The organism is Pseudomonas aestuarii, assembly GCF_027988105.1.
In the GTDB taxonomy this organism is placed as follows: Bacteria; Pseudomonadota; Gammaproteobacteria; order Pseudomonadales; family Pseudomonadaceae; genus Aquipseudomonas; species Aquipseudomonas aestuarii.
Map to the genome: position 1 here is coordinate 292,563 of NZ_JAQJZJ010000002.1, position 14,876 is coordinate 307,438.

Annotated in this window: 8 protein-coding genes; 5 read left to right on the forward strand and 3 right to left on the reverse strand. The window is 63.1% G+C overall.

What is annotated here, in order from left to right; all coding sequences use genetic code 11:
* Window positions 1-177 precede the first annotated feature (177 nt).
* Both smc and PH586_RS05240 read right to left on the reverse strand, forming a co-directional pair.
* The gene (gene smc / locus PH586_RS05235) at window positions 178-3,666 is read right to left on the reverse strand and encodes a chromosome segregation protein SMC (protein WP_271346722.1); all 3,489 of its coding nucleotides are present in this window, start codon (window positions 3,664-3,666) and stop codon (window positions 178-180) included.
* A 1-nt stretch (window position 3,667) separates the two neighbouring features.
* Entirely contained in the window at window positions 3,668-4,327 is a 660-nt protein-coding gene (locus PH586_RS05240) for a GntR family transcriptional regulator (RefSeq protein ID WP_271346724.1), read from the reverse strand.
* 660 nt (window positions 4,328-4,987) lie between these two features.
* Here PH586_RS05240 and PH586_RS05245 point away from each other — a divergent pair.
* From PH586_RS05245 to guaD, 5 genes are all read left to right on the forward strand, one after another.
* Window positions 4,988-6,976: a S8 family peptidase gene (locus PH586_RS05245; protein WP_271346725.1), complete on the forward strand. Its 1,989-nt coding sequence runs from the start codon at window positions 4,988-4,990 to the stop codon at window positions 6,974-6,976.
* 573 nt (window positions 6,977-7,549) lie between these two features.
* Complete coding sequence (gene xdhA / locus PH586_RS05250) at window positions 7,550-8,989, forward strand: xanthine dehydrogenase small subunit (RefSeq protein ID WP_271346726.1); 1,440 nt, start codon at window positions 7,550-7,552, stop codon at window positions 8,987-8,989.
* Window positions 8,982-11,381 (forward strand): xanthine dehydrogenase molybdopterin binding subunit, encoded by a 2,400-nt coding sequence (xdhB, locus tag PH586_RS05255; protein ID WP_271346727.1) that lies wholly within the window; start codon window positions 8,982-8,984, stop codon window positions 11,379-11,381. The genes xdhA and xdhB overlap by 8 nt, the downstream gene beginning before the upstream one ends.
* Before the next feature lie 239 nt (window positions 11,382-11,620).
* Complete coding sequence (gene xdhC / locus PH586_RS05260; protein ID WP_271346728.1) at window positions 11,621-12,466, forward strand: xanthine dehydrogenase accessory protein XdhC; 846 nt, start codon at window positions 11,621-11,623, stop codon at window positions 12,464-12,466.
* Window positions 12,467-12,581: 115 nt separating this feature from the next.
* Entirely contained in the window at window positions 12,582-13,886 is a 1,305-nt protein-coding gene (gene guaD / locus PH586_RS05265) for a guanine deaminase (RefSeq protein WP_271346729.1), read from the forward strand.
* A gap of 190 nt (window positions 13,887-14,076) precedes the next feature.
* Here guaD and PH586_RS05270 read toward each other — a convergent pair whose 3' ends face one another.
* Window positions 14,077-14,847, reverse strand: coding sequence for a GntR family transcriptional regulator (locus PH586_RS05270; protein ID WP_271346730.1), 771 nt, complete (start codon window positions 14,845-14,847; stop codon window positions 14,077-14,079).
* Between the last annotated feature and the right edge of the window lie 29 nt (window positions 14,848-14,876).

Below are 14,876 nucleotides of genomic sequence, written 5' to 3' on the forward strand. Positions count from 1 at the left end.
TAAAACACTCTGTTTCCAATTAGCGGCTAGCGGCCATAGCGGTGGCTGCTGGGAGATCACGTCCCCCGCAGACTGCGATGGACGGCGCTGCGTTTCAGCCGCGAACGCTTCGAGCCCCAGCAAAAGCTTCAGAACAAAAGCCGCTCCTGCGGGGGTGGAACACGCCGGGCCAAAGGATCACGCTTCCACCATGGCCAGCGCCTCTTCCACATCCACCGCCACCAAACGCGAACAGCCCGGCTCATGCATGGTCACGCCCATCAGCTGATCGGCCATTTCCATGGCGATCTTGTTGTGGGTGATATAGATGAACTGCACCGTCTGTGACATTTCCTTGACCAACCGGGCATAACGCCCGACGTTGGCGTCGTCCAGCGGCGCGTCGACTTCGTCGAGCATGCAGAACGGCGCCGGATTGAGCTGGAAGATGGCGAAGACCAGGGCCAGCGCGGTCAATGCCTTCTCGCCGCCCGAGAGCAGGTGGATGGTGCTGTTCTTCTTGCCCGGCGGGCGCGCCATGATGGTCACCCCTGTATCGAGTAGATCTTCGCCGGTGAGTTCCAAATAAGCGTTGCCGCCGCCGAAAACCTTGGGGAACAGGGCCTGCAAACCGCCGTTGATCTGATCGAAGGTCTCCTTGAAGCGATTGCGAGTCTCCTTGTCGATCTTGCGGATGACATTTTCCAGAGTATCCAGCGCCTCGACCAGGTCGGCGTCCTGTGCGTCCAGGTAGCGTTTGCGCTCGGATTGCTGCTGGTATTCGTCGATGGCCGCCAGGTTGATCGGGCCGAGGCGCTGAATCCGCGCGGCCAGGCGTTCCAGTTGCTCTTCCCAGGCATTCTCGCCGGCCTCGCCGGGCAAGCTCGCGAGTACGCCGTGCAGGTCGTAATTGTCTTCCAGCAACTGATCCTGCAAGGCCTTGCGCCTTACGCTCAGCGCCTGCCACTCCATGCGTTGCTGCTCCAACTGGCCGCGTAACAGCTGGGATTGCTGTTCGGCCTGGGTGCGGCGCTTTTCGGCATCGCGCAACTGGCTGTCGGCGTCCTCCAACGCCAAGCGGGCCAGCTTGAGTTCGTCTTCCACGGCCATGCGCTTGTCGAGCAACTCTTCGAGCTTCAGGCGCAGCTCTTCCAGCGGTGCCTCGCCCTCTTCCAGGTTGAGACTGAGCTGTTCGCGCTTCTCGTGCAGACGCTCGGCCTGCGATTCGAGACGTTCCAGGGCCTGGCGGGTGGAGTCATACTGAGCCTTGAGCGAGCCCAGGCGTACGGCCAACTGATGGGCGTGGTCCTTGTGCGCTCTAGCCTCCTGGCGCACCCGGTCGAGCTGCTCGCGCAGGGCATCGCGGCTGGCCAGCAGACTTTCGCGCTGTTCGTTGTCGGTGGCCATGGTGTCGAGGGCATCTTGCAGTTGCAGACGAGATTCGCCCAACTGCTCCTGCTCGATTTCACGCTGTTCGGCCAGTTCGAGCAGCTCGCTGTCGAGGCGGCGACGGCGCAGGGTCAATTGCTCGACCTTGGCCTGCCCGGCGGACAGCTGCGCCTTCAGCTCGCCGAGACCGCGGGCCTGATCCTGCAATTGACGGCGCTGCTGCTCGCGTAGCTCCTCCTGCTGGCCCTGGCTCTCGCGCAGGCTCAGCAAGCGCTCATCGAGCAGCGCCAGCGCCGCTTCGCGCTCTTCGCGCTCCAGGCCCAGACGCTCGAGTTCCTGGCCACGCGCCAGCACGCCGCTTTCCGCTTCGCTGGCGCGGCGTACCCGCAGGAAATGTCGTCCGACCCAGTAACCGTCGCGACTGATCAGGCTTTCGCCTTCGCCCAGGCTGGCGCGAGCGGCCAGCGCCTCATCGAGGGTTTGCACCGGCTTGACCTTGGCCAGCCAGGGCGCCAGATCGACGCTGGCTTCGACCTTGTCGAGCAGACTGCCGGCGACCCGCACGCCGCCGCGATCCGGGCTGGCCAGGCGCAGGTCGCCCTGGGCCAGGCCGCAGAAATCCAGGCCATTGAAATCGTCCAGCAGCACCGCCTGCAGGTCGGCGCCGAGCACGGTTTCCACCGCCAGTTCCCAACCGGCCTCGACGCGCAGCCCTTCGGCCAGGCGCGGACGTTCGCTGAGTTGCTGATCACGCAACCAGTCAGCCGCGCCCTTGCCCGGGTCGAGTGCCGCTTGCTGCAAGGCTTCCAGTGACGCCAGCCGGCCAGTCAGGCGTTGCAGTTCGCCTTGCGCCTGCTGCTGGGCCTGGCCGGCTTGCTGCAGGTCGCTGCGCAGTTGTTGCAGGCGTTCGGCTTGCTGTTCTTCGGCAAGCTGCAGGTCTTCCAGGCTCAGTTCACTGACGGCGATCTGCTCGCCCAGCTCGACAATGGCCGCGTCTTCCGGGTCGGCGGCCAATTGCTGCAACTCATCCGCGAGGCGGCGTTGACGCTCGGCCAGGCGCTCCAGACTGAGCTCCAGCTGCTGGATCCGCGACTGTTCCACCTCGGCCTGGCGCCGCGGTTCGGCACTGCGCTGGTTGAAGCCGTCCCACTGTTCCTGCCAGCCGTGCATGGCGCTCTCGGACTCTTCCAACACGACCGCGGCCTCTTCGGCAGCGGCGGCGGTCAGCTCCTGCTCGGGTTCGAGCATGGCCAGTTCTTCGCCGAGGGTGGCCAGCAGGGTGCGGTCGTGGCCCAGGTGCGATTCGGTTTCCAGGCGCGCACGTTCGGCCTCGCGCAGGTCATCCTGCAATTGGCGTAAACGCTGCTGGCCGTGCTGGATGCTCTGCTCGACCCGGGCGATATCGCCACCGACCGAATAGAAACGCCCCTGCACCAGGTTGAAACGCTCGCTCAGCTCATGATGGCCATCGCGCAGGCGCTCGATACTGGCGTCGGCGTTGCGCTGCTCAGCGACCAGGGCCTCGAAGCCGACTTCCTGATTGCCGATCACCGCCTCGCGCTGACCGACCTGTTCATTCAACGCCTGCCAGCGCAAGGCCGTCAGTTGAGCCTTGAGTTGGCGTTCTTCGGCCTTGTATTCCTGATACTTCTCCGCCGCCTGGGCCTGGCGGTGCAGGCGCTCGAGCTGGCGCTCCAACTCTTCACGCAGGTCACTCAGGCGTGCCAGGTTCTCGTGGGTGCGGCGGATACGGTTCTCGGTCTCGCGGCGGCGCTCCTTGTACTTGGAGATGCCGGCGGCTTCCTCGATGAAGTTGCGCAGATCCTCGGGCTTGGCCTCGATCAGCTTGGAGATCATGCCCTGTTCGATGATCGAGTAGCTGCGTGGGCCCAGGCCGGTGCCGAGGAAGATGTCGGTGATGTCGCGACGGCGGCACTTGGTGCCGTTGAGAAAATAGGTGTTCTGGCTGTCGCGGGTCACCCGGCGGCGGATGGAAATCTCGTTATAGCTGGCGTACTCGCCGGTCAGGGTGCCGTCGGAGTTATCGAAGATCAGTTCGATGGAGGCCTGGCTCACCGGCTTGCGCGTGTTGGAACCGTTGAAGATGACGTCGGTCATCGACTCGCCGCGAAGGTTCTTCGCCGAACTCTCGCCCATTACCCAGCGTACGGCGTCGATGATGTTGGATTTGCCGCAGCCGTTAGGCCCGACTACCGCCGCCATGTTGCTCGGAAAGTTCACCGTGGTGGGGTCGACGAAGGACTTGAAGCCGGCCAGTTTGATACATTTCAGACGCATATCAGCGCTCGGCCAGGGTCGCCAGGACCAGTTTGCAATTGTGCTCGCCATAGGCCAGCAACACTTCACGGGCGCGCGAGTGATCGCGGGCGATGATCGCCTGGAGCAACTCGCCGAAGGTGTTGAGGAATTGGCCCATTTCGCTTTTGCGTCGTTCCAGCGCCAGATAATAGGTACGGCTCATCGCCGGCAACAGGTTCTCCACAGTTTCCTGCAGATAGGGGTTGTCGGCGAACGGATAGGCCGCGCGCATGATGTTGAAACTGTCCTCGACGAAAACGCTGATATCGTCGCGCTGCAGACTGCCGAGCAAACGCTGCTGGATGAGCCGAAACGGTGCCAGATCGGCCTCGACCCGCCAGCCATCGGCCACCGCCCGAGCCAGCAGGATATACAGCTCGATGACCAGGGCGTAGAGGCTCTTGACGTTGTGTGCGGTCAGCTCGCTGACCTGGGCGCCGCGGCGCGGCGGGATCACGATCAGATGACGACGTTCGAGAATCAGCAGCGCCTCGCGCACCGAACCGCGGCTGACGCTGAGCGCCTGGGTGACTTTCTGCTCTTGAATGCGCTCACCCGCCTTCAATTCACCACGAATGATGCGTTGCGCGAGGTGATGAGCGATCTGTTCTGCGAGGCTTTCCGGCGCCGTCAACGTCATGATTATCCTTCGGCTCTACTGATCTATCGGGGCGTGCGACGTGGCTAAGAGCCGCGCCAGGCTTGGCGCAAGCGGATAATTGCAGGGCGCGAGTGTAACACAGGGCGTTACTCGGCCAAGGTCACCCTGCTCTGAGGTTAAGGGCAAAACAATGAAGTTGAACTGCCGGCCTGCCTGTATCCACTGCATACCCGATGATATGAGTATCTCTGCACCAGCGAGTCTGCTGACATGATTGGATATCAGGATGCTCACCCTGAAAACTGGCTACTGGCTACTGGATCTGGCAGCTTGGGCTGCTGGGCAGCGCGCTTAGCTTTCAGCGATCGCAGTTGAGGCGCTACTCATGCCGGCGAATAACGCCATCTGAGCGATTCGCAGTCAGCCTGCGCCACTCCCAGAAACCGTGCTCCCCATCGACGCGCTTGCCTCGCTGAATCCGGTTACAACCTCTCAGGTGGGTTACAGATTCCTTTCAGTACGCCCTTGGGCGCGTAAAGAATCCGAACGACCGCTCGTCGAGATGGCTACCGTTCGTTACATTCGATCTGGCCGTGTCAGTCATAGCTTCTAGTCTTTTCACCGAGAGCCAATCGTTTCCATATCCTGCTACGGTGCATCCCCCCCTGTGACAACGGTGCATCGGGGGAGAAGAGTGCCATGCGCGCCACCCTAGTCTTGCCTGCCTTCATCTGTGCATTGTTGCTACCCACCCTGCCAGTTGCGCAACCTGCGCCCGCGGACCAGCAACCGCACGCGCAACCTCGCCAGTTAGAGCGTTATGCGCCAGATCGTGTACTGGTCAAGTTCATACCAGGCACGGCGGCCACCCAGGTCGCGCAAGCCCATCGCAGCGCCTCGGCCATGCCCATCAGGGAGATTCCCGCTATCGGCGTGCAGGTGGTGAATGTGCCGGCCGGCTCGGTGATGGCCCAGGTCGCTGCCTACCAGGCCAACCCGAATGTGCTCTATGCCGAACCCGACTACTATCGCCTGCTGGTCGTGCCGAGCGAGGAGCCAGGCCCGACGCCGGCCGGGGGCGCCAACTACTTCTCGGAGCAGTGGTACCTGAACAATACGGCGCAAGCCCACACCTATGTCACGCAGACTATCTTCGGCCCCATCTTAGGTAGTACCACGGGCACCACAGATGCGGATATCGATGCCCCCCAAGCCTGGGACATCAGCCAAGGGGTCGCGACGACTGATCCTGCGGCCTTCGACACCGCCAAGGTGGCGGTGCTGGACAGCGGTGCCGACTGCGCAACCCTGGAACTGAGCGGCAAGTGCCTGGAACAGGTCAACTATGTCGAAGGCCAGAGTCAGATTGGCGATTCGTGCTCCCCGTCAGACCCTGCCTGCGACAACCTCGGCCACGGCACCTTCACCGCCTCCGAGATCGTCGCCAACACCGATAATGGCGAGGGCATTGCCGGCGCCGCCTGGGACACCAGCGCCGGCATCTTCAAGGTCTGCTACCTGGAGTGGGTCACCGACGGTCTCAACCTGTTCGAGGTTGGGCTCTGCCCGGTGTCGGCCTCGGCGGCCGCCATCAGTGAAGCGGCCAGTGACCGCCTCGGCGCTAATGGCCAGGTCGTCAGAAGCCAGTACCATGTCATCAGCATGAGCTATGGCAGCGACTTTATCGATGCCGATGGCGGTATCACCCCCACCGACCCCTCAAATGCCGAATGCGATGCAGTGCAATTTGCCGTGGACAATGGCGTGGTCGTGGTGGCGGGCGCGGGTAACAACGGCGATACCCAGCGTTTCTACCCCGCCGCCTGCACCGATGGCAACGGCGACTCGACCGTGATCGCCGTAGCCGCTACGGATGACGACGACTACCGCAGCAGTTTTTCCACCTATAGTCAGAACTTTGACGACTGGGTGTCCCTGGCCGCGCCGGGTGAGGCCATTATCGGCATCCTGCCCGATGCCCAGTGCAGCTACCAGCCCGGAACCGATAGTTGTGTCGATTGGTGGAGCGGTACCTCAATGGCGACGCCACTGGTCGCTGGCGGTGCAGCCCTGGTCTGGGCCGATCTCTACGAAACCTTGAAAGCCGGCGGTACAGCCGGCGAAGCGCTGGCACCTGCTAACTGCACCTGGAAGGGCCTGCCCTGCAACCAGGTGGTGCGCCAGCGCCTGGAAGACGGCGCCGACAAGATCGGCGCCCAGGGCCAGAACCTGCAGGATTGGACCCGCCATGGCCGGCTCAATATCGCCGGCGCCCTGGCGCTGGGCGGCGTGGAGCCGCCACCGCCGCCACCGGCGACTCCCGACGCACCGCAACTCGTTAGTACCCAGGTGATAGACCCTCAAGGCGATGGTAATCAATGGGTACGCGTGACCTGGAGCCACAACGGCGAGAACGTCACCGGCTTCGATATCGAGCGCAACACCCTGCACAAGAAAAACGGCTCCATCACCTCGACCACGCTGATAGCGGTCAGCGGCGGGACAACTCTGTTCTATGAGGATGACGTCGGCAGCGGCCGCTACAGTTATCGAGTCCGCGCCCGTAACGGCCAGGATGCGTCGACCTGGACTGACATGTCCTCCGTGGTCACCGTAAGCGACGCCGCCTCGGGTGGCGGCGGCAAAGGCGGGGGTAAAGGCGGCGGAGGCGGCAAACCCAGCAGGTAACCAGCCACGATTGAGTCCGCCCCCTTCACTGAGGTCTGCTGCCTCTATCAACCCACCACTGCCAGGCCAACACCCATGGTCTGGCAGGCTCGGGCAGACTCCTCAGTCCAGGCTTCATACAATCGGCCTGTCTGCTCACGACGAACGCCCCGGTGGACAGGCTCTGGCCATGATGTCTTCAGCAATCTCCAGCGGCTCCTGAAACAGCCCCATCTGACCCATGCAGAATCGCCTGCGCCCCCTCCTTTCCTCCATCTGTTTGCCGTACGCGACCCAGCCAGCTGCTCGCCGACTCCTACACTTGAATTAGAGGGCCTGTACGCGCCGAAGTCGTTGCGCGTGGCGTTAATCGGGCCCTAATTGTGCGGCAGCGTCGGCTGGACACGTGCTCATAACCGAATCGCATGACAATCACCTGACCAGAGAGTCAAATATTTGTTGACCCAAAAGTCAGAAATCTCTAGATTTGCTCCATGAATGGCCGCGTCAGAACGCCGCACAAGCAGACGCCGCGTTTTACACCGCCCCATACAACCCGCTTGTAAAGAACAATAAAGTGCCTGGAGGTCGTCCTTGATCCAGTTTTTAGTCAATCGGGAGCTGCGCAGCGAGCAGCAACTCGATCCAAACCTCACCGTGCTCAATTACTTGCGTGAGCACCTCGGCAAGTCCGGCACCAAAGAAGGCTGTGCCTCTGGAGACTGCGGCGCCTGCACCGTGGTCGTCGGCGAGCTGGACGGCGAGCGCGTGCGCTATCGCACCCTCAATTCCTGCCTGACCTTTGTCGCCTCCCTGCACGGCAAGCAGCTGATCAGCGTCGAAGACCTCAAGCACCAGGGCAAACTGCACAGCGTGCAGCAGGCCATGGTCGACTGCCATGGCTCGCAGTGCGGTTTCTGCACGCCGGGTTTCGTCATGTCGCTGTTCGCCCTGCAGAAGAAAGCGGACGGCTTCGACAAGGCCGAGACCCTGGAAGCCCTGGCCGGCAACCTGTGCCGCTGCACCGGTTACCGCCCGATCATCGACGCCGCCGAGCAGGCCTGCTGTCAGAAGCAGCCCGATCAGTTCGACGCCTTCGAGGCCGACACCGTCGCCCAACTCAAGGCCATTGCCCCGCGCGAAACCGCCGAGCTGAATAGCGGCGACAAACGCTGCCTGCTGCCACTGACCATTGCCGACCTGGCCGATATCTATGCTGCCAATCCGGACGCGCGCCTGCTCGCCGGCGGCACCGACCTGGCCCTGGAAGTTACCCAGTTCCACCGCCAGCTGCCGGTGATGATCTACGTCGGTCACATCGAGTCGATGAAGCGCGTGGACGTCACCGCCGACAGCATCGAGATCGGCGCCGCCACCGCACTTTCCGACTGCTACGCCGCGCTGGCCAAGGACTACCCGGACTTCGGCGAGCTGCTGCACCGTTTTGCCTCCCTGCAGATCCGCAACCAGGGCACCCTCGGCGGCAATATCGGCAACGCCTCACCGATTGGCGACGCCCCGCCGCTGCTGATCGCCCTCGGCGCAAAAATCGTCCTGCGCAAGGGCAGCGACAGCCGCACCATTGCCCTGGAAGACTACTTCCTCGACTACAAGGTCACTGCCCGCCAGGAAGGCGAATTCATCGAGAAGATCATCGTGCCGCGCGCCCAGGCCAAGCTGGCGTTCCGCGCCTATAAAGTCTCCAAGCGCCTGGACGATGATATTTCCGCGGTGTGCGCCGCGTTCAACCTGCGCATCGAAGACGGCGTGGTGCAAGAAGCCCGCATCGCCTTCGGCGGCATGGCGGCGATTCCCAAGCGTGCCGCCGCCTGCGAGGCGGCGCTGACCGGGGCCGCCTGCGATTCAGAAGCAGTCGAGCGTGCCTGTGAGGCGCTGGCCGAAGACTTCACGCCGCTCAGCGACTTCCGTGCCAGCAAGGAATACCGCCTGCTCATCGCGCAGAACCTGCTGCGCAAATTCTTCCTCGAGCTGCAAGCTCCCGAAGTCGAAACCCGGGTGACCGCCTATGTCTAGCCATCACAAAACCATCAAGACTCAAGCAGAGCTGGCCGCCCTGTTCCGCGCCGACATCACCACCGGCGTCGGCCGCAGCGTCAAACATGAGAGCGCGGACAAGCATGTGTCCGGCGAAGCCGTGTACGTCGACGATCGCCTGGAATTCCCTAACCAGTTGCACGTCTATGCGCGCCTGAGCGACCGCGCCCATGCGCGCATCCTCAGTATCGACACGGCGCCCTGCTACGCATTCCCCGGCGTGGCCATCGCCATCACCAGCGAGGACGTACCCGGTCAGCTGGACATCGGCCCGGTAGTCGCCGGCGACCCGCTGCTGGCCGATGGCAAGGTCGAATATGTCGGCCAGGTCGTCGTCGCGGTGGGGGCCAATAGCCTGGAAACTGCCCGCAAGGCGGCCATGGCGGCGATCATCGAGTACGAAGACCTTGAGCCGGTACTGGACGTGGAGGACGCGCTGCGCAAGCAGAATTTCGTCCTCGACAGTCACCAGCACAAGATCGGCGACTCTGCCGCCGCCCTGGCCAGCGCCCCACGACGCCTGCAAGGCAAGCTGCATATCGGCGGTCAGGAACACTTCTACCTGGAGACCCAGATTTCCTCGGTGATGCCTAGCGAGGACGGCGGCATGATCGTCTATACGTCCACGCAGAACGCCACCGAAGTACAGAAGCTGGTGGCCGAGGTGCTGGGCATACCCATGCATAAGGTGGTCATCGACATGCGCCGCATGGGCGGTGGCTTCGGCGGCAAGGAAACCCAGGCGGCGGGCCCTGCCTGCCTCTGTGCGGTGATCGCCCACCTCACCGGTCGGCCAACCAAGATGCGCCTGCCGCGCATGGAGGACATGAGCATCACCGGCAAACGCCACCCGTTCTATGTGGAATATGACGTCGGCTTCGACGACAACGGCCTGCTGCACGGCATCCAACTGGAACTGGCGGGCAACTGCGGCTATTCCCCGGATCTGTCCGGTTCCATCGTCGACCGCGCCATGTTCCACTCGGACAATGCCTACTTCCTCGGCAACGCCACCATCAATGGCCACCGCTGCAAGACCAATACCGCCTCGAACACCGCCTACCGCGGCTTCGGCGGCCCGCAGGGCATGGTCGCCATCGAAGAAGTCATGGATGCGGTCGCCCGCAGCCTGGGCAAGGACCCGCTGGCGGTGCGCAAGCTCAACTACTACGGCAAGGACGAGCGCAACGTCACCCACTACCACCAGACCGTCGAGCACAACATGCTCGCCGAGATGACCGCCGACCTGGAGGCCAGCAGCGAGTATGCCCAGCGCCGCGAGGACATCCGGGCGTTCAATGCCAAGAGCCCAGTACTGAAGAAAGGCCTGGCGCTGACCCCGGTCAAATTCGGCATCAGCTTCACCGCCACCTTCCTCAACCAGGCCGGCGCGCTGATCCACATCTACACCGACGGTTCGATCCACCTGAACCACGGCGGCACCGAGATGGGCCAGGGCCTCAACACCAAGGTGGCGCAGATAGTCGCCGAGGTGTTCCAGGTCGAAACCTCGCGTATCCAGATCACCGCGACCAACACCGACAAGGTGCCCAACACCTCGCCGACCGCCGCCTCTTCGGGCACCGACCTGAACGGCAAGGCCGCGCAGAACGCCGCAGAGATCATCAAGCAGCGCCTGGTCGATTTCCTGGTGCGCGAATACAAGGTCACCCCGGAAGACGTCGAGTTCCGCAACGGCCAGGTGCGCGTACGCGATCTGTTCCTGAGCTTCGAGGAAGTGATCCAGAAGGCCTACTTCGCCCAGGTATCGCTGTCCTCCACCGGCTTCTACCGCACGCCGAAGATCTTCTATGATCGCGACAAGGCCGCCGGCCGGCCGTTCTATTACTTCGCCTACGGCGCGGCCTGCGCCGAGGTAATCGTCGACACCCTGACTGGCGAGTACAAGATGCTGCGCACCGACATCCTGCATGACGTCGGCGCCTCGCTGAACCCGGCCATCGACATCGGCCAGGTCGAGGGCGCCTTCGTTCAGGGCATGGGCTGGCTGACCATGGAAGAGCTGGTGTGGAACGCCAAGGGCAAGCTGATGACCAACGGCCCGGCCAGCTACAAGATCCCGGCCATCGCCGACATGCCGCTGGACCTGCGGGTCAAGCTGGTGGAGAACCGCAAGAACCCGGAAGACACGGTGTTCCACTCCAAGGCCGTCGGCGAGCCACCGTTCATGCTCGGCATCGCCGTGTGGTGCGCGATCAAGGACGCGGTGGCGAGCCTCGCCGATTACCGCGTGCAACCGGCAATCGACGCACCGGCCACCCCGGAGCGGGTGCTCTGGGGCGTGGAGCAGATGCGCAAGCTGAAGACTCCGGCCAAGGCTGCCAGCGCTGCCGAGGTCGAGCCGGTCTGAACCTGACGCCGCCATGAGGCTGCTGTGGGAGGGGCTTTAGCCGCGACAGTCGCCGCTGAAGCGCCTCCCACAGACACAAGAACCGTCATCCGACACAACAGGTGTAGAACAATGACAAAACACACCGAGCCGAATGGCCAACCGACCCGGCCGGCGCCAGTTCCAGTACTGGATCCGTCGCCGAGCAACTGGCGCCTGCCGCGCCCTGGACAAACACCACCGACCTGGAGGCTGAGCAAATGAGTTGGATCAGCGCCCTCGCCGACCTGCAGCAGCAAGGCCAGCCTTGCGTGCTGGTAACCATCATCGAGGAGCGCGGCTCGACGCCGCGCAATGCCGGCTCGAAGATGGTGGTCACCCCTGACCGTATTTTCGAAACCATCGGCGGCGGCCACCTGGAATACAAGGCGATGGAGCTGGCCCGCGAAATGCTCGCCACGCGCAGCCAGGACACCCGCCTGGAACGTTTCAATCTCGGCGCCAGCCTCGGCCAATGTTGCGGCGGCGCCACCGTGCTGCTGTTCGAGCCCATGGGTCAGCCCCAGGCGCAGATCGCCGTATTCGGCGCTGGCCATGTTGGCCGCGCGCTGGTGCCACTGCTCGCCAGCCTGCCGTGCAAGGTGCGCTGGATCGACTCGCGGGAAAACGAGTTCCCCGAGCAGACTCCCGCCGGGGTGGAGAAAGTGGTCAACGACGAAGTGGTCGACGAGGTCGATAGCATGCCCGCCGGCAGCTACTTTATCGTCATGACCCACAACCACCAGCTCGACCTGGAACTGACCGCCGCCATCCTCAAGCGCAACGACTTCGCCTATTGCGGCCTGATCGGCTCGAAGAGCAAGCGCGCCAAATTCGAACACCGCCTGCGCGACCGCGGCTTCCAGTCGGAGGTGGTGCAACGCATGCGTTGCCCCATGGGCCTGGCCGAGGTCAAAGGCAAGCTGCCGATCGAAATCGCCGTGTCCATCGCCGGTGAGGTGATCGCCACCTACAACGCCGCCTTTGGCCAGGAGGTGAAGAAGGGCAAATCGAGCGTCACCAAATTGCTGCCTGACAGCCGCCGGAGCCAAGCCGGACACCCGTAGGTTGGGTCGGCCTCGCAGGCTGAGCGCAGCGAAACCCAACAAAGAGCACGCAGCGCTCCCGAGATACTGGCCCGACCCAACCTACCCGATCACTTTGATTTGAGATACGAACTCCATGACCGCCAATGTACAAGCCTACCGCGCCGCCATCCTGCACAGCCTTGCCGACCCCGCCGTGGTCGGCGTCGAGCAGTCCTATGAATATTTCGAGGACGGCGTGCTGGTTATCGAAAACGGTCAGGTCGCCCGCGTCGGCCATGCCGCCGAACTGTTGCCGTCGCTCAAGGGCATCGAGCTGACCGAATACCGCGACGCGCTGATCACCCCCGGCTTTATCGACACCCATATCCACTACCCGCAGACCGGGATGATCGCCTCCTACGGCGAACAGCTGCTGGATTGGCTGAATACCTACACCTTTCCCACCGAGCGCCAGTTCGCAGACAAGGCCCACGCGGCTGACGTGGCCAGCATCTTTCTCAAGGAACTGCTGCGCAACGGCACCACCACCGCGCTGGTGTTCGGCAGCGTACACAAGCAGTCGGTGGACGCCTTCTTCGAGGCCGCCGAGGCGCTGAACCTGCGCATGATCGCCGGCAAGGTGCTGATGGACCGCAATGCCCCGGACTACCTGACCGACACGCCGGAGTCCGGCTACGCCGAGAGCAAGGAGCTGATCGAGCGCTGGCACGGCAAGGGCCGCCTGCACTATGCCGTGACCCCGCGCTTCGCCCCGACCAGCACCCCGGAGCAGCTGACCCTGGCCGGCCAGCTTTTCCAGGAATATCCCGACCTGTACATGCACACCCACCTGTCCGAGAATCGCCAGGAGATCGAATGGGTCAAGCAGCTGTTCCCCGAGCGCGGTGGTTACCTGGATGTGTACGACCACTTCAAGCTGATCGGCGCGCGTTCGGTGTTCGCCCATGGCGTGCACCTGTGCGACGCCGAGTGCCAGCGCCTGGCCGAGACCGGCTCGGCCGTGGCCTTCTGCCCCACCTCCAACCTGTTCCTCGGCAGCGGTCTGTTCGACCTGAACAAGCTGGAACGCCACGGCGTGCGCGTCGGCCTGGGCACCGACGTCGGCGCTGGCACCAGCTTCAGCCAGCTGCAGTCACTGAACGAGGCGTACAAGGTTATGCAGTTGCAGGGCAAGAAACTCGACCCGTTCAAGTCGCTGTACCTGGCCACTCTGGGCGGTGCCAACGCGCTGTACCTGGACGACAAGCTCGGCAACTTCGAAAGCGGCAAGGACGCCGACTTCGTGGTGCTCGACTACAACGCCACACCGCTGATCAGCTATCGCATGCAACAAGCCACGAGCCTGGCCGAGAAGTTGTTCGCCCTGACCATGCTCGGCGACGACCGCGCAATCAAGGAAACCTTCGCCGCCGGCCAGTCGGTACACCGCCGCGATTGAGGGCTGTTACGATCCGTAGGGTGGGTTAGCGGCGCCAAACTCCGAATGATCAGGCGCCGCGATCGTGGCGCGCCGCGTAACCCATCAGACGATATACCGGGTGCACCTATGGTGGGTTACGGCGCAACGGATCTTGCTGGTTCATCGCCATAGGCAACGTGCGTCTGACCCACCCGTGGTCGATTACCAATCAGCGATCGGTCGGAGTACGTCCCGGCTTTTTCTTGGTGGCCGGCAACAGGTGCGAAAATACCGCGTGCAGGTCGTCCGAGGCGCTCTCCTCGTCGAGGTTGAGCTTGCTGTCGATATGATCCATGTGATGCATCATCAGGCTCACGGCCCGGGTCACATCGCGGGCCTCGATGGCATCGATCAACTGGTTGTGCTCGTCGTAGGAGCAATGCGAACGACTACCGCTTTCGTATTGGGCAATGATCAATGAAGTCTGTGACACCAGACTGCGCTGGAAGCTGATCAGCGGCGCATTCTTCGCCGCCTCGGCCAGCTTCAGGTGAAACTCGCCGGACAGGCGGATACCCGCACCACGATCGCCACGGGAGAAGCAGGCTTGCTCGTCCTTGACCATCTGCCGCAGTTCGGCCAGCTGCTCGGCCGTGGCATGCGCGACCGCCAATTCGGTAATTGCACGCTCGACCATGCGCCGGGCATAAAAAATCTGCCGGGCTTCATCCACGCTGGGGCTGGCGACCACCGCCCCACGATTGGGGCGCAGCAGCACGACGCTTTCATGGCCCAGGCGTGACAAGGCGCGGCGGATGATGGTGCGACTAACGCCGAAGATTTCGCCCAAGGCCTCTTCGCTCAGCTTGGTGCCAGGCGCCAGGCGCTGTTCGAGGATAGCGTCGAAGATATGCGCGTAGACGACATCGTCCTGAGTCCCGCTATGGCTGCTTTTGCCGGTACCCGGCTGTTTCCTGAGAGGCTGCAATTGCTCGTTCATTCTGGCTCGCGTTAAAGAGGGTCGGCCTG